The 15,828-nt window shown below is 69.8% G+C and carries 10 protein-coding genes; 3 read left to right on the top strand and 7 right to left on the bottom strand.

All coding sequences use genetic code 11. From position 1 onward, the window contains the following. Window positions 1–20: 20 nt before the first annotated feature. Window positions 21–620 carry a hypothetical protein gene (locus AB0N03_RS13575; RefSeq protein ID WP_364370116.1) on the bottom strand — a complete coding sequence of 200 codons (600 nt, stop codon included), beginning with the start codon at window positions 618–620 and terminating at the stop codon, window positions 21–23. 148 nt (window positions 621–768) lie between these two features. Here AB0N03_RS13575 and AB0N03_RS13580 point away from each other — a divergent pair, with 148 nt between their 5' ends. Further along, the gene (locus AB0N03_RS13580; RefSeq protein ID WP_364370119.1) at window positions 769–3,684 is read left to right on the top strand and encodes a tetratricopeptide repeat protein; all 2,916 of its coding nucleotides are present in this window, start codon (window positions 769–771) and stop codon (window positions 3,682–3,684) included. 41 nt (window positions 3,685–3,725) lie between these two features. On the opposite strand, the gene AB0N03_RS13585 is transcribed toward AB0N03_RS13580, so the two are convergent. The 6 genes from AB0N03_RS13585 to AB0N03_RS13610 form a co-directional block, all read right to left on the bottom strand. Continuing rightward, complete coding sequence (locus AB0N03_RS13585; RefSeq protein WP_364370122.1) at window positions 3,726–3,902, bottom strand: hypothetical protein; 177 nt, start codon at window positions 3,900–3,902, stop codon at window positions 3,726–3,728. A 177-nt stretch (window positions 3,903–4,079) separates the two neighbouring features. Continuing rightward, window positions 4,080–7,178, bottom strand: a complete 3,099-nt coding sequence (locus tag AB0N03_RS13590) for a DUF87 domain-containing protein (RefSeq protein ID WP_364370125.1) — start codon at window positions 7,176–7,178, stop codon at window positions 4,080–4,082. Continuing rightward, window positions 7,175–7,822 (bottom strand): hypothetical protein, encoded by a 648-nt coding sequence (locus AB0N03_RS13595; RefSeq protein WP_364370128.1) that lies wholly within the window; start codon window positions 7,820–7,822, stop codon window positions 7,175–7,177. Before AB0N03_RS13595 ends, AB0N03_RS13590 begins: the two co-directional genes overlap by 4 nt. Before the next feature lie 10 nt (window positions 7,823–7,832). Continuing rightward, complete coding sequence (locus AB0N03_RS13600) at window positions 7,833–9,455, bottom strand: CATRA system-associated protein (RefSeq protein ID WP_364370131.1); 1,623 nt, start codon at window positions 9,453–9,455, stop codon at window positions 7,833–7,835. Further along, window positions 9,452–10,051 carry a toll/interleukin-1 receptor domain-containing protein gene (locus tag AB0N03_RS13605; protein ID WP_364370134.1) on the bottom strand — a complete coding sequence of 200 codons (600 nt, stop codon included), beginning with the start codon at window positions 10,049–10,051 and terminating at the stop codon, window positions 9,452–9,454. Before AB0N03_RS13605 ends, AB0N03_RS13600 begins: the two co-directional genes overlap by 4 nt. A gap of 99 nt (window positions 10,052–10,150) precedes the next feature. After that, window positions 10,151–11,401, bottom strand: a complete 1,251-nt coding sequence (locus AB0N03_RS13610) for an MFS transporter (RefSeq protein WP_364370345.1) — start codon at window positions 11,399–11,401, stop codon at window positions 10,151–10,153. Window positions 11,402–11,456: 55 nt separating this feature from the next. Between AB0N03_RS13610 and AB0N03_RS13615 the strand changes: the two genes are divergently transcribed. Both AB0N03_RS13615 and AB0N03_RS13620 read left to right on the top strand, forming a co-directional pair. After that, a complete protein-coding gene (locus AB0N03_RS13615; RefSeq protein WP_364370137.1) occupies window positions 11,457–12,344 on the top strand; it encodes a LysR family transcriptional regulator in 888 nt (295 codons plus the stop codon). Window positions 12,345–12,446: 102 nt separating this feature from the next. Beyond that, window positions 12,447–15,689 carry a GH92 family glycosyl hydrolase gene (locus AB0N03_RS13620; RefSeq protein ID WP_364370140.1) on the top strand — a complete coding sequence of 1,081 codons (3,243 nt, stop codon included), beginning with the start codon at window positions 12,447–12,449 and terminating at the stop codon, window positions 15,687–15,689. Window positions 15,690–15,828: the final 139 nt, after the last annotated feature.

The following is a 15,828-nucleotide window of genomic DNA, read 5'->3' on the forward strand; positions in this document are numbered from 1 at the left end:
GTTTCCATGGCTGACCCCCTTCAGGACAGAGTGCGGCCGGGCGGTGGACCGGAAGTGGACAGAACGTGCATCACCGAGGCGATCAGCGCCGTCCCCAGGCGGATGCCGTCGCGGCTCAGGTACGTGCGGAACGTGCCGATGCGGCCCAGCGCCTCCTCGTCCGCGTCGCCCACCCCGAACGCCACCACGCGGGGACAGCGCGACCACGCCGGGTCGCACAGCGCCGTGAACGCCGCCGGCCACGTCACCGGGTCCGTCGGCTGGCCGTCGGACAGGAAGAACACCAGCGGGCGGTGCACCCGCAGGCGGTGCTGCTCCAGCCCGGCGACGTCGCCGTCGATCGTGTCGCGGAGGTAGGTGAACACCGGTCCGAAGTTCGTTCCCGCGCACGCCCCGGGCGTGGGAAGGTCCACCAGGTCGTCCATGGGCAGCATCCGCTGCACCACCTTGGGCTTCTCCCCGAAGCCGAGCACGCTGCACAGCACCCGGTCGCCGACCGACGCGTCGGCGTGGACCGCCCCGCGGAACTCGCGCAGTCCCCTGTTCAGCTCGTCGATGTGGTCGGCCATCGAAAGCGATACGTCGCACGCCACGTAACACGGCAACACGTCGGACCCCATACCGGTTTCTCCTTCACCCCTGATTCGACCGGCGGAGTCTCGCAACCCGGTGTGTATCGAACGTGCAAGAAATGCGGATTACCGAAACTCCAACGGCCGATTGCGCGACACCAATCGGGGAAAGCAAGCTGACGGCCGGGGAGGCTGCGTGGAGTTCCGGATGCTCGGCCCGCTGGAGGCGTGGCACGACGGCGTGCCGGTGCAGCTGGGTGACCAGCAGCAGCGGTTCGTCCTCGTGGTGCTGCTCCTGAACGCGAACAAGCCGGTGTCGACCGCGCGGCTCACCGAGATCGTCTGGACCGGCCGGGAGACGAAACCCACCCTGGTCCGCGGCTACATCAAGCGGTTGCGCGACGTCGTCCAAGCCGGCGGTGTCGGCATCGAGACGACGCCGACCGGCTATCTCCTGCGGGTCGGCGACGACCAGCTCGACACCGTCCGGTTCGGCCGGTTGCGCGCCGAAGCGGGGCGAACCGACGACCCGCGCCGGAAGATCGAGCTGCTGCGGGAGGCCGTCGGCCTGTGGCGCGGGCGGTTCCTCGAGGACATCGACATCGACCGCGTCGGCGGGCCCGAGGTCGTGTTCCCGGAGGAGAGCCTGCCCGACGCCGTCGGCGACCTCGCCGAGCTGGAGCTGGCCACCGGCGGCCACCGCTCGGCGCGCGACCGGCTGCGGCCGCTCGTCCGGTCCGATCCGGCCGGCCAGAAGCACGCCGAACTCCTCATGCGCGCCCTGCTCGCGGGCGGCGACCGGGTCGGCGCGCTGCGCGTCTTCAACAGCACCCGCGACGCCCTCGCCGGGCTGCGCATGGAACCGGGGCCCGTGCTGCGCAACCTCGCCGCGCGCGCCGAACACGGCGAACTGCCCAGCTCACTGCCCTCGAGGCCCGGCGGGTTCACCGGCCGCGCCGCCGAAATCGCCACGATCGAGACGGCCGCCGCGGCCGGGCGCCACGCGGTCTGGGTGAGCGGCGCACCCGGCGTCGGGAAGACCGGCCTCGCCGTCGAAGCGGCGCACCGCCTGCGTGACCGCTTCCCCGACGGCCAGCTCCTCGCCCGTCTCAACGGGTTCACCCCCGGCGTCCCCGAGACCAGCGTCGGCGACGCGCTCACCGAGCTGCTGATCGAGCTCGGCGTGCCGGCCGAGCAGATCCCGGCCACCGTGGGCCGGAAGGCCACGCTCTACCAGACGACGTTGTGGGGCACCCGCACGCTGGTCGTGCTGGACAACGCCGCGTCGCCGGAGCAGATCCGGCCGCTGCTGCCCGAGACCGGGGGCTGCCTCGCCGTCGTCACCAGCCGGCGGATGGGCGACGCCGACACCGGGGAGAACATCCGGCTTTCGCCGTTGCCGCCGGAGGAAGCGGCCGAGCTGTTCCACGCGCTGACCGACCCGCCGCGGGTGCGCGGCCGGGCGGCCGAGGTCGCGCTGATCGTCAAGCGCTGCGGCTTCCTGCCGATGCCGATCCGGGTGGCGGCCGCGCTGTTCCGGCGGCACGACCGGTGGCCGCTGGATCACCTGCTCCGGCTGCTCGAAGAGAACGGCCCCTGGGGCACGGACGACGCCGACGGCATCGCCGCCGTCCGGGTCTCCTACCAGCAGCTCGGCGAGCCGCAGCGCGCCATGTTCCGGCTGCTCGGCAGCCTGCCCGGGCCGGACGTCGGCGTCGCCGGCGGCGCCGCTCTCGCCGGCTGCGACGTCGCCGAGGCCCGGCTGCTGCTCGACGACCTGCACGAGGTCAGCCTCCTGGAGGAGGCCGCGCCGGAGCGGTACCAGATGCTGGACCCGCTCAAGGAGTTCGCGGCCGGCGAGCCGGCACCCGGGCGGCCGCTGGTGCGGCTGCTCGACTTCTACCTGGTCACGCTGGCGGCCGCGGTCGGCGCCGCGTACCCCTTCGACCGCGCGCAGCTGCCCGCATCCGACCGGTCCTGCGCGGTGACCCCGGACTTCGCCGACGCCGACGCCGGACTGCGGTGGATCGCCGCCGAGCGCGACAACCTCGTGGCCGCGATCCGCTACGCCGCCCGGCACGACCTGCCCGAGCACACGTGGCGGCTGGCCGTGCTGTTGTGGCGCTACTTCAACACGACCAACCAGTTCGAGGACTGGATCGACACCCTCGACCTCGCGTGGGAGACCGTCTCGGCCGATCCGGGCAACGACTACGGCCAGGCGCACGTGCTGCTCCGGCTGGCCACCGCGCACGACCGGCGCGGGCAGCTCGCGGAGGCACTGGAGCTGGCCGCCCGAGCGCTGCCGAAGTGGCGCCGCCTCGGTGACACGCGGGGCGAAGCGGCGACGTTGTGCGCGCTCGCGATTCCGACGATGGAGCTGGGCAAGCACGAGCAGGCGATCGCCCACCTCGAGGCCGCACTGGCGAAGTACGAGCAGAGCGAGGACCGGCGGGGCGAGGCCCACGCGCTGAGCATGCTCGGCTACCTGAACGAGCTGCACGGCAACCTCGACGTCGCCCTGCGCCAGCACTCGGCGGCCGCGCGGATGCTGCGCGACATCGGCCACGTCCAGGGTGTGGCGCACGCCCTGAACAACCTCGGTTCCGTGCAGGAGAACCTGGGTCTGCTCCCGGAGGCGCTGGCCAGTTACACGGAGGCGCACGCGCACGCCGCCGAGGTCGGGGACCACTGCGTCGAGGCGTACGCGCTGAACAACATCGGGAACGTGCACCGGCAGCAGGGCCGGTTCCCCCAGGCGGTGCGCTACCACGACAAGGCTCGCGAGGTGGCGGCGAACGTGCCGGACGCCGACCTGCGCACCCAGCTCTACCTCGACCGCGGCGCGACCGCGCTCGCCCGGGGCGCCCAGCGGGACGCGCTCACGGCGTGCGAAGCGGCTTTGGACCTGGCCGACGGCAGTGGGAACCGCGCTTACCGGGCGCGCGCTCATCGCGGTGTCGCCGAAACGCTCCACGCGATGGGCGAGCATTCCCGGGCATTGGCGCATTGGTCCGCGGCCGAAGCCGAATTCGACGAGCTCGATTTGCCGGAAGCCGGCGAAGTGCGTGACGAACGCGCCGCGCTGGAATGCGCTTGCGGCCCCCGGTGACGCATTCCGGGCCGGCCGGTTCACGGCCGGCCCGGCGCACGTCAACCGTGCCAGGGGTTGCCGTCGGTGCCCGCCGGGGGCGGCGTGCTGGTGGTGGGCGGCGGCGGGGTGCCGCCGTCGCCGTCCGCGTACGCCGAGGTGGAGCCGATCACCGGAGCGGCGGCAAGGATGCAGAGCGCGAGCACCGGGCCGCCGATTCTGGCCAGCTTTTTGGACATGACGAATCCTCCTTGGAGGTGGTGATTGTTCAGGGCTTTTTGCGGAATTTCCGCGCCCTGCAATCAGGATTCGTCATCAGCGTTTCGACAACAAGGCGTTGACTGTTTCCTGCTACAACAGGAAACAGTCAACGCACAAAAGAGGCCGCGCTCCCCCTCGGAGCGCGGCCTCTTTCGTCAGCGGCCGTCGCGAGCCCGGTCGAGGACCTCTTCCAGGCGCAACGGGCTGGGTGGGTGGTGACTCAGGCAGAGCGGGGCCCGCATGATGCGGAACCCGAACGTCTCGCCGGTGACGTAGAACTGCCCGCGTTCCAGCCGCGAGATGTCCCCGACGGTGCTGCCCTTGGCCCTGGCCATTTCGTTCGCGGCGGCGACCTGCGCCGGGCTGTTCAGCCGGCCGAAGAACTGCGTCGTCGCGTTGCCGGTGATCTGGTTGTGCAGGCCCTTCGGCGCCTGCGTCGCGAGGAGCAGGCCGAGCCCGTACTTGCGGGCCTGGGAGGCGAGCATGATGGTGCTTTGCGTGCTCGCGGTCCCGGCCCCGGACGGCGCGATCGTCTGGGCTTCGTCCATGACGAACAGCCCGCCGAGGGGCCGGTCGGCCGCCGGGTGGCGCTTGATCCAGGCGAACACCTCCAGCTGGAGCTGGCTGACGAAGCCCTGCCGCTGTTCCTCCGACGGCAGCCCGATGAAGCTGACAACGGAGATCCGCGCCCGCTTGCCCGGCGACGGCGTGAACAGCACCGCGGGATCGGCCGGTTCGCCGGCCCCGCCGAGCAGCGGATCGTTGACCATCGCGGCCCGCAGCGTCTCGGCCAGGTCGGCGGCGGTCTTCGTGCCGGTGGCAAGTTTGCTGACGCCGATGGGCAGGTCGGCGAGGACGTCGACGAACTCGGAGAGGCTGCGAGAATCCTTTCTCGCGTAGTGCATCAGCGCTTCTCTGAGGACGGCTTTTCCGCGGGCGGCTCCCTTTGCCGCGCCGGTCAGTCGGGCGTGCGGGATCAGCCGCGCCACGGCTGCTTCGATGGCTGCGGCGAACTCGTCTTCGTCGTCCCTCACCCCGGCGAAGTCGGGAAGGGGGTGGAAGCTGAGCGGCCGCCCGGCGGCCCGCCCGGGAGTCCAGACGACGACCTCGGTGTTGGCGAGGTAGTCGGCGGCGCAGTCCGCGTCGCCGGGCCGCCAGTCCTTCGGTGGTTCCGGCCAGGGGTCGCCGAGCCTCGCGAGGTCGTTGTTCGGGTCGAGGACGATGGCCGAGACGCCTTGGATGGCGCATTCTTCGATGATGCGGCGGAGGAGGACGGTTTTCCCGGTACCGGAGCCGGCGAAGATGACGGCGTGCTTGCGGAGGGACTCGAGTTCGATGGTGATTTCGCCGTCGACGCCGAGGGTGATGGCGCCGGGCTTGCGGTCCGGCGTCCCGGTTTTCGACACCTCGGCCGTCGGCGGCGGACGGGTTTCCCGCTGGTTGCTGCGGGACTGTCCCGGGCCGGGCAGGATCTGCCGCAGCAGGCTCGTCCGGCTCGCCGGTTTGCGGGCGACCAGCCAGTTCAGCAGCTCGTAGCTCTGTTTGGTGAGCATCCGGCTGAGCGCCCAGAGGGTCCGGATGTCGTCCTTGCTCATCTCGACGCGCGGGCTGCCCGCGCGGGCCAGGTCGCCGACCACGACCTTGGTCTTGCCGCCCGTCCAGCCCTTCGCGCCGTGGTGGATCAGCACCAGGTGCCGGTCGCGGACGCCGTCGCGGATGCCGGCCGCGTCGATCGCGTTGTGCACCCGGCGCAGCACCCGGTTGCCGTGCTGTGGCGCGAAGGCCCGGAACATCCAGCGTTCCTTGACGTCGTCCTTCTCGTTCAGCACCCGCAGCAAGCCGGCGTGCAGATCCCCCACTCCGTCCGCGGGCGGTGCGGTCTCCCACGACTTGTCGTCGTTGCCGAACTCGGTGATCCACGACCGCAAGCCGGCCTGCAGGAGACCGGGCATCACGCTGTCCTCGTTGTGGTAGCTCAGGATCGCGGTCAGGTCGGCCTTCTTGCGCAGCTCCGCGAACTCCCGGTCGAATTCCGCGTAGTAGCGCGGCTCCGGCCCGGCCTTCTCCGGGACTTCGACCGGTTCGATCGGTTCTTCGTCGAACGAGGACAGCTCGCGGATCTTGCCGTACAGGCACGCTTCGGCGTGTTCCTGAACTCGCCGCAGCAGCTGACGCGGTGTGTAGCCGCTCCACGAGTCGCCGAAAGCCCGCGCCGCGACAGGCCACGCGGGGTGCGGGGGCGTGAACCCGATGCTCGCGTAGACCACGCCCAGCCACTTCTCCACCAGCGCCCGGCCGAGTTCCGGATCGACGATGGCACCCAGGATCGGGGTTTCGGTGAACCGGTCCTCGAACGAGTCGGGCGCCACCTTCTGCAGCCGCATCCACGTGCTGGGCAGGCACGCCACGATGGACACCGTCCGCCGGGTCGTCTCCCGCAGCTGCATCAAGCCGTCGGCGATGACCGCGAGCTCGCCGGCGGTGGGCCCGTCGACGGTCCTGGCGATCAACGAGTCCAGCTGGTCGATCGCGGCCACGCTCGGCCCGGTCAGCGCGAGCACCCGGGCGATCGCCACGACGAGCTCGCGCCGCGGTTTCGGATCCGCGGGCAGCCCCCACGCCCTACGTGCCTTCCTCCGGTCGTCGTCCACCGATCCCGACAGGTAGTCCTTGCCGGTCGTGATCTGTTCGGCGTCGGCGGCCGCGTAGAGCACGAGCGCGCGGAGGGTGTCCGCGCATTCGACGGCCACCTGGGCGTCGACTCGCCGGACCGCGCCGAGGAAACCGTTCAGGTCCTCGACGGTGAGCGGCGCGTTGCCGAGCACCACCTTCGCCACCGGCTCGGGCACCTCGGCTTTGTCGCACAGCCGCTGCAGCAGCTTGATCAGCTGGAGCTCACCCTCGTCGTCCGGGCGCCACAACTCGCTGCGCATGGCGCGCAGGACGTCGTCCCAGAACGCGTCCCCGGTGGTGAGGTCGATGAGGAAGAAGTAGCCGCCCTCCTGCTGGACGGCCTGCCGGACCCGGCCGAGCAGGTGGGTCTTGCCCACGCCCTTCTGCCCCTGCAGGGTGAGACCGATGGGGCTCGGGCCCCGGCTGTTCTTCGCGTCCAGGATGCTCGCGCGGATCCGGTTCCCGGCCCGCGTGTGCAGTCCGTCCACATGGGACGGCGAGATGCCCCAGACGTCGTCCGGGGTCTCGGCGGAGTTGAACCTGACCGCGGCCAGCGCTTGCCGCTGTTGTTCCTCCGTCATGATTCCTCGATCAACACGAAGTGCTTGTCCTCCTTGCCGATCCGGATCGCCGCGGCGTGGTCCGCATCAGTGAGGCCCTTGCGATCGGAGTCCGGGGACAAGTGCACGAGCTCGGTCTTCATCATCCGCAGCAGGGTCTGGTCGACTTCGGCCTTTTCGGCGCCGTTGAGCTTCGGGCGAAGCCGGGCCAGGCGGATCCATTCCTTCGGCCGGGTCGCCAGCTCCAGGTAGACCCGGCGGATCATGTCCTCGAGATCCTCGGGTTCCTGGGGTTTTCCGGCTTCCCCGGGATCCGGCGGCGTGCCGATCAGGTCGGCGAGCCGGACCTTCTTCTCCCGCGCGTAACGCACGTAAAACTTCAGCACGTCGAACAGGATCCGGACCAGGCCACTGGACCGCGGCGGCGCCTCGATGCCCGCCATCTCCTGCTCACACCAGTTCTCGCCCGCAGGCGTGATCTTGTGGAAGAGCCGGCTGCCCACCTTCGTGGTTTCGAGAAGCTTCGCCGTGTTCAGCTTGTCGCGCCCCGCCGGGCTGAGGTCGACCCCGTGCTCCTTCCGCAGAATCGCATTGGGCATCTCCCCGCCGTTCACCAGCAGAACGAGCAGCGTCGCCCGCTCCGGGCTTCCGTACTTCTCCGCCATTCCCCACTCCTCACTTGGTCGAGCTCTTGGTGCGACGATCGATCCGGCCGAGCAGCTCGCCGATCCGGGGACGGAGCCCGTCCGGGGGCAGGCAGTGGCTGCCGTTCGCGCGGACGTGGTTCAGCTGCTCCAGGTCCACTGTCAAGTCCTTGAGCAGCGCCAGGTCGCCGGTGTCCAGCGCCGTGGTCATGTCGGCGACGGTCTGCTCGATGAGCGCCCACCGGCCGGTGTGGGTCACCTTCTCCGGCACCGCGCGCAGGACCGCACCCGCGTCCTGGAGGGCGGCGCGGTCCGAGTCGGCACGCCCGGACGGGGCATCGGTGATGATTTCGTGCAGCTGACGCGCCACCTGGCGGGGCCGGGTGTGCGCGTCCAGCTTGAAGAGCCGCAGGTTGCGCAGGAACGTCGGCAGCTGCTCGGGGTACGTCCGGCGGGTGAGCACGCAGAACAGCCGCCGGTCGCTGTCGGCGTCCAGCGCGTGGCGCAGGAACCGCTCCGCCTCGGTCGCCTGCCAGCGGCTCACCTCGCCGTCCACCACCAGGCACAGGTGCTTGGCCGGGTCGCCGGTCAGCTCGAGGAACTCCGGGTCACCCGACAGCGACCGGTCCACCTGGAGTCCGAGGGTGCGCAACTCGTTGATGAGCGCGGCAGCGGCTTGCGGCTCCGGCCGCGGGACCGACACCAGCAGGTCCAGGTTGTACGACCGCCGCTGCGTGCGGGCCGCGGCCACGTAGGCGTCCCGGTTGTCCGCGAGCAGGTCCGTGCGGTCGAACTGCTGCGCGATGACCGCGGCGACCGTCTCCAAGGCGAACGAGATCTGGTCCGACGACGGTGTCCGCTCCTCCCGCACCGGGAGCTGCTCGCCGAAACTCCAGTACGAGACGTACGGCACGGTCAGGTGCCGCAGCATCAGGTCCTGCGTCACGCTCTTGGCGAGCCAGTTGCGAAACAGCGGCGCGGTGGCCTCCGCGCACGACTGCTGCCACGCCTCGGCCCGCTCGTACTCCACCCGGTTGTCCAGGCGGGACAGGATGGGGAGCACGAGGTGCGGCGGGCGGTCGTACGGCATCCGGTCGCGGGCGTCGTCGGCGCGCCGCGCGATGTCGACGACGCCGTCGACGCTCTGCCGGTTGGCCGTGAACAGGACGACCAGCTGGTCGGGCAGGTGCGCGGTGCAGATCCCGCCGATGTCGGAGATCCCGGTCCGGCTGTCGATCAGCACGAAGTCGTAGTGCTCGGTCCACTCCGCCCGGCACCGCTCGAGGAATTCGGCGAACCCGCGCCGGTAGAGGTCTTCCCAGTCGATGCCCTGGACCCGGCCGGTGTAGTCGCTGTCGTCGCGGCCGGCGGCCAGCAGCGCGACCACGCCGTCTTCGAGCTCGAGCCGAAGTGCGTGGTCGGACGGCCGATCCGCGCCGGCGAGGAAGTCGTAGGCGAGGTCGACCACGCCGCCCCGGGGCGACTTGGGCAAGAGCTTGCCGAAGTAGTGGTGCAGGCCGGGCGCTTCCAGGTCCCAGTCGATCGTGAGGACCCGGAAGCCCCAGCGGGCGAGCAGCACGGCGACGTTGGCCAGCGTGAAGCTCCGCCCGACGCCACCCTTGTACGAATAGAAGGTGACGACGGTCCCGGTCATCGGCTGAACCTCGGAATCGACGGCTGCGGCAGCAGCAACGGCTTGGGCACGTCGATGACCGGCCAGTCCGGCCGCCAGTCGGGCACCTGCTGCACCAGCTCGACGACGTCCCGCGCGACATCGCACACCCGCTGGTGGAAGAGGAGCCAGTCCCGGCTCTCCTGGAAAACCTTGTCCGGGAGAGCCAGCTCCTTGAAGTTCCACCAGGCCCGCTGCAATCCCTCTTCGTCGGGAAAGTTTTCCGAGTCCGAGTAGAGCAGGGGGTAGATCAATCCCTGCGGGCATTGCGGACTGGCCAGGCCGAGCAGGTTCTCCCGCGCGCGCATGCTCCGCCATTCAGCGAGGCACCACGGCGACTCGAAGTACGGCGGCGAGAGCACCGCGATCATGATCTTGCTGTGCCGCAACGCTTTCTGCAGTTCCGCGGGCCAGTGCACGCCACGAGCCATTCCCTTGTCGAGGAACACCCGCGGCGCGGGCGCGACCTGGTCGTGCAGGCAGTCCATGAACTTCTGGTAGAAGTTGTTGCGCAGCCATTTCGGCGCGCTCCCGACACTGCTGTAGCTGATGAACACGTCGTACTCGTATCCCGGCACGCGGTCGATGATGGCATTCCCGGCACCGGTACAACAGGACAAAAAAGTGGCCAGAATAGTCGGACTGTCCAAAAAAATGATAAAAAGAGGACAGTCGATCTAGTTCGTGATCATCACCGAGATGACCGCTCCCACCGCGAGGAGGATCGCTGCCGCGAGCAGTGCGACCGTGACGGCCGGCAACGCTCCGAGGATGGCCACGCCCAGGGCGGCGCCCGTCTGGCGGGACGCGTTGAGCGCTCCACCCGCGATGCCCGCCAGCTCGGGTGGGGCCGAGCCGACCACCGATGTCAGCAGCGATGGGATGGCCAGCGATACTCCGAAACCCAGCAGTGCCAACGCCATCACCGAAAGCCCGGGTGCGAACGCCTGGAGGAGCGTGCCTGATGACATCAACGCGAAACCCGATACCGCCGGGATGCGCGGGCCGATCCGGGCCACCAGGCGGCCCGTGAAGATCGGGTTGAACGCCGTCGGGATCGTCAAGGGCAGGAATGCCAGCCCCGTCGATGACGGTGAATAGCCGCGGAACTCCTGAAAATACAGCGAAAGCACGAACAACACACCCGACAAGCCGAAGTTCGCGATCGCTCCCGCCAGCAGGCCGCGGGAAAGGAGGCGTCGCGGGAGCATCGCGTCGGGACGTCGTTGCGAGACCACGAACACCGTTGCCGCCGCGGCCGACAGAAGCAGAACCCAAAGGGCGTGCTCCACCAGCGCGTAGGTCAATGTCGACAAAGCGATAACCGCCGATGCCTGGCCGATCGGGTCGACTCGGCCCGGCTTGGGCGGCGTCGCGGGGGCCGAGCGGGACAGTGCCAGCGCCACCAGCGCCACCGGGACGTTCACCAGGAAGATCGCGCGCCAGCCGAAGGTCTGGGTCAAGAGACCGCCCAGGAGAGGGCCCGCCACCAGGCCCGTTCCGCTCACCGCCGCCCACACGCCCATCGCCTTCGCGCGGGCGCCGGCGGCAGGGTAAGCCACCGCGATCAGGGACAGCGATGACGGCACCAGCAGCGCGCCCGCCGTTCCGAGCAGTGCGCGGAGAGCGATCAAGACAGCCGGTGAAAAAGCGAAAGCCGACAACAAGGACAGCACAGCGAATGACGTCAAGCCCATGAAGAACACCCGGCGGGCGCCGAAGCGGTCCGAGCAGGCGCCGGCCGTCAAGAGGAACGCCGCGAACGTCAGTGTGTAACCGTTCGAAATCCATTGCTGGGCCGACAAAGACGGCGACAACGCCGGGAGCGCCACCGTCACGATCGTCGTGTCCAGCATGACCAGGAAGTAGCCCAGTGAAAGGCCGATGAGGAGTCTTGCCACGAGAGAAGCCTGGACGCTCCGTGACACCGGCGGAAGCGGGGAGTTACGATGGCGGGTATCGGGAACGCCGATGGGGGCCTTCATGGAACTGCGTCACCTGCGCACCTTCCGCGTCGTCGCGCGGACGCTCAACTTCACTCACGCCGCCGCCGAGCTGCACTACGCGCAGTCCAGTGTCACCGAACAGATCCAGGCCCTCGAAGCCGAACTCGGGTCACCGCTCTTCGACCGCGCCACCAGGAAGCTCACCGCCGCCGGGGAACGGCTGGTCGGCTACGCGGATCAGGTGCTCACACTCGTCGAGGAAGCCAAGGCCGCCGTGGACGAAGAACGCGGAGAGCCTGACGGCGAGCTGACCGTCGGGGCGCTCGAAACCCTTTGCGCACACCGGATACCCGGTCTCTTCAGCGCCTACCGGGCCCGGTGGCCGCGCGTACGGCTCTCGCTCAAGGAAGGCGGCCGCGGCGAGCTCTACCGGGCGGTGCGAGCGTCCGAAGTGGACGTCTGCTTCACCTTCGGGGACGCGCCGGACGATCCCGCGTTCGCCAGTGCCCCGCTCGGCGAGGAGCCGCTCGTGGTGATCGTTCCGCCGACGCATCCGTTGGCGCGCAACGAAGGGATCCGGCCGGACGACCTTCGCGGCGTCGGATTCCTCGCGACCCCGCCCGGCTGCGGCTTCCGGGAGATGCTGGACCGGATCGACGGACCGGTCGTCGACACCGAGGTCGGCAGCCTCGCGGCGCTCGCCCGGTGCGTCGCCGCCGGGATGGGGTGCGGGATCGTGCCCGCGGTCGTCGATCACCCGGGGGCGGTCGCCGTTCCGCTCGCCGGAGAGACGACCACGGTCACCATGACCTGGCGGCGGCGCGACGAGCACAAGCCCGGCATCGCCGCACTGCTCGCCTACGCACTGTCCGGCACGGACACGGTGACAACGCCGTCGAAGCCACTGCGCGAAGCGGCCGGTTGAGGGCTTCTCAAACGCCCATCGAGGTGGAAAGCTGCTGACCGAACCGAGGGCCTGACCAAAGGTCCACTTCTGACAACGTTGTCACTCCTGAGAGGTGCGCCCATGTGGTCGCAGAGCAGACGGCTGGCCGCCGCGGTGGCCGTGGGGGTGGTGGTCACCGGGCTGGCGCCTGCCGTGGCGGAAGCCGCCCCGCAAAGTGCGGATCCGGTGAGCCTGGTCAACCCCTTCGTCGGCACGCAGAACTTCGGCAACACCTTCCCCGGCGCGAGCGCGCCGTTCGGAATGGTGCAGGTCAGCCCGGACACCGGCGGTCAGGGCGGCTACGACTACCTGCAGAACGCGATCTACGGCTTCAGCCAGACGCACCTGTCCGGCGTCGGCTGCGGCGTGATGGGCGAGCTGCCGATCATGCCGACCACGGGCGCCGTCGACAACGTTGACAAGAACGCCTACAGGTCCGAGTACAGCCACGACGACGAGCACGCCGAGCCCGGCTACTACCGCGTCGGCCTCAAAAAGTACGGCGTGAACGCCGAGCTGACGGCGACCGCGCGCACCGGCTGGCAGCGCTACACCTTCCCGTCGACCGGCCAGGCGAACGTCCTGTTCAACACCGGCCAGGCCAACCAGTCGGTCAAGGACTCCGAGATCCACGTCGTCGGCGACCGCACCCTCGAAGGCCGCGTCCGCGCCGGCGGGTTCTGTGCCGGCCACGACGAGCACACCGTCTACTTCACGGCGACCTTCGACCGGCCGTTCAGCTCCTTCGGCACCTGGCGCGACTCGACGCGCACGGCGGGCAGCCGCGACGCCGCGGGTACCGGCGGCAACGGCGCCTGGGCCAGCTTCGACGCGAGCACCGACCACGACGTCGTCCTCAAGGTCGGCCTGTCCTACACCGGTCTCGACGGCGCGCGGAAGAACCTCGCCGCGGAAACCAAGGACAGCTTCGACTTCGACGCCACGAAGACCGCGCTGCACCAGCAGTGGGTCGACAAGCTCGGCGCGATCAAGATCGGCGGCGGCACCACCGAGCGGCAGACGGCGTTCTACACCGCGCTCTACCACTCGCAGCTGCACCCCAACCTCGCCGGCGACACCGACGGCGCGTACACCGGTTTCGACGCCAAGGTGCACACCGCGAGCGGCTACACGCCGTACCAGAACTTCTCGCTCTGGGACACCTACCGGCCGCAGAACCAGCTGCTCGAAATGCTCGAACCGCAGGTCGCGCGGGACGTCGCGCTGTCGGTCGTCGCCATCGGACGGGACGGCGGGTGGCTGCCGCGGTGGGCACTGGCCGAGAGCGAAACCAACATCATGACCGGTGACCCGGTGACGCCGTTCCTCGTCGAGGCGTGGTCGAAGGGCCTGCTCGCGGGACACGAAGAAGAGGCGTACGCGCTGCTCAAGAAGAACGCGACGAGCACGCCGCCCGCCGATTCGCCGTACAACGGCCGCTCCGGCGTCAACTACTACAACGACCGCGGGTACATCCCGAGCGGCCTCGAGCTCGGCAAGGACTGCGCGGCCAAGGGCGGCGACAACGACTGCGAGCACCCGGCGTCCGCGACCATGGAGTACTCGGCGGCCGACGCGGCGCTGGCGTTGATGGCACGCGGACTCGGCCACAGCGCCGACGCGCGGATGTTCGCCGACCGCGGCCAGTGGTACAAGAACCTCTGGGACTCCTCGACGCAGCAGTTCCGCCCCCGCACGACCGAGGGCACGTTCCTCACGCCGTACAACCCGGTCGACGCCGACCACCAGTTCCACGAAGGCGGCGCCTACCAGTACCAGTGGCTCGTGCCGCAGGACCCGGCCGGGCTCGTGTCGCTGATGGGCGGCAAGAAGACGACCGAGAAGCGGCTCGACTCCTTCTTCGCCTACGACAAGCTGCTCACGGATCCGGCCGGCACCGCCCGCAACGACTGGATCTCCAGCCCGTACGACTACTACGGCAAGGCGACGTACAACCCGAACAACGAGCCCGACCTGCTCGCGCCCTACATGTACAACTGGGTGGGGACGCCGTCGAAGACCGCGACCGTCGTCCGCGCGGCGATGACGCTGTTCACCACCGGCCCCGACGGCATGACCGGCAACGACGACCTCGGCACGATGTCCGCCTGGTACGTCTTCTCCTCGCTCGGGCTGTACCCGACGATGAGCGGCGCGAACTTCCTCGCGCTGTCGAGCCCGCAGTTCGAGTCGGCGACCGTCCGGGTCGGACAGTACGGCCGGTCGCAGGGCGGCACGCTCACGGTGAACGCGCCGGGGGCGAGCGACACCGACCGGTACGTCCAGAGCGTGTCGCTCAACGGCCGGGACGTCCGGCAGACGTCCCTCGATTGGTCGGCGATCGCGCACGGCGGGACGCTGAACCACAAGCTCGGGTCGAAGCCCTCTTCGTGGGGGACGAAAACCGAGCCGCCGTCGGTGAACAACGCTGCCGGTGACCTGCGGCGGCACGTCGACGCGTCGCTGCGGCAGACGTCCGTCGTGATCCCCGCCGGCGCGGCGCAGCAGGTGCACCTCGACCTGGACGTCCTCGCGCAGAACCCGGTGCTGCAGCCGGTGACGATCTCCGTCACCGCGCCGGCCGGGTGGAAGGCGAAGGTCCAGCCGGTCGATCTCATCTGGTCGGGACGCTTGCCGGTGCAGAAGACAGTGCCGATCACGGTGACCGTGCCGGCCGGGGCCGCGCTCGGGACCTACCCGGTGCAGGTCAAGGTGGCCGGGCTGGGCGCGAACAGCGTTTCCCGATCGGCGACGGTCGAGGTCCGGACGCCGTCGGCGTGCGCCACGTCCGGTACGCAGTGCGCGGTCGACCTGGGCCGCGACTACAACCACGACGGCACGGCGACGGTCGAGGCGTCTTCGGACGGCAACTTCGACGGCGGCGGCTGGAGCTACGACGCGTCGCTGCTGCCCGCGGCCGGGCCGGTGACCTGGGACGGCGTCACGTACGCGGCTCCGGACGCTTCGGGCACGGCGGCGAACTTCGTCGAGGCCCGTGGCCAGTCGCTGCTGCTGCCGGCGGGTCAGCACAGCGCGCTGCGGCTCGTCGGGTCGTCGCACAACGGGCCCGTGTCGACGACGCTGACCGCGCACTACACCGACGGCACGAGCGCCGACCTGGCCGCGACGCTCGGCGACTGGGCCGGGTCCGGCAGCCCGGTGGTGCTCGAGATGCCGCACCGCATCAAGGCGGGTAGCGGGGTCGACGGGCCGCCGGTGCGGCTGTTCGGCGTCCAGGCCGCGCTGGACGGTGGAAAGACGCTGCAGTCGGTGAGCCTGCCGAACGACCCGCGGGTCGAGATCTACGCGCTCACCCTGGCGTGATGGTCCGGTTCGCCGGATCCGTCCCGGCGAACCGCTCCACCAGGTCAGGGAAGCTTTGAGTAGTCATTCGTCACCCTGCGCAGCTTGTTAATTAGCATGCGAACTAGCATGTCAACTAACATGGTGCCGGAGTGACGGA

The organism is Amycolatopsis sp. NPDC051061, from assembly GCF_040682935.1.
In the GTDB taxonomy this organism is placed as follows: Bacteria; Actinomycetota; Actinomycetes; order Mycobacteriales; family Pseudonocardiaceae; genus Amycolatopsis.

Excerpts from the sequence above, each read along its gene's own strand:
- AB0N03_RS13575 (WP_364370116.1), bottom strand. The coding sequence starts at position 620 with ATGGGGTCCGACGTGTTGCCGTGTTACGTGGCGTGCGACGTATCGCTT.
- AB0N03_RS13615 (WP_364370137.1), top strand. The coding sequence starts at position 11,457 with ATGGAACTGCGTCACCTGCGCACCTTCCGCGTCGTCGCGCGGACGCTC.
- AB0N03_RS13595 (WP_364370128.1), bottom strand. The coding sequence starts at position 7,822 with ATGGCGGAGAAGTACGGAAGCCCGGAGCGGGCGACGCTGCTCGTTCTG.
- AB0N03_RS13620 (WP_364370140.1), top strand. The coding sequence starts at position 12,447 with ATGTGGTCGCAGAGCAGACGGCTGGCCGCCGCGGTGGCCGTGGGGGTG.
- AB0N03_RS13590 (WP_364370125.1), bottom strand. The coding sequence starts at position 7,178 with ATGACGGAGGAACAACAGCGGCAAGCGCTGGCCGCGGTCAGGTTCAAC.
- AB0N03_RS13600 (WP_364370131.1), bottom strand. The coding sequence starts at position 9,455 with ATGACCGGGACCGTCGTCACCTTCTATTCGTACAAGGGTGGCGTCGGG.
- AB0N03_RS13585 (WP_364370122.1), bottom strand. The coding sequence starts at position 3,902 with ATGTCCAAAAAGCTGGCCAGAATCGGCGGCCCGGTGCTCGCGCTCTGC.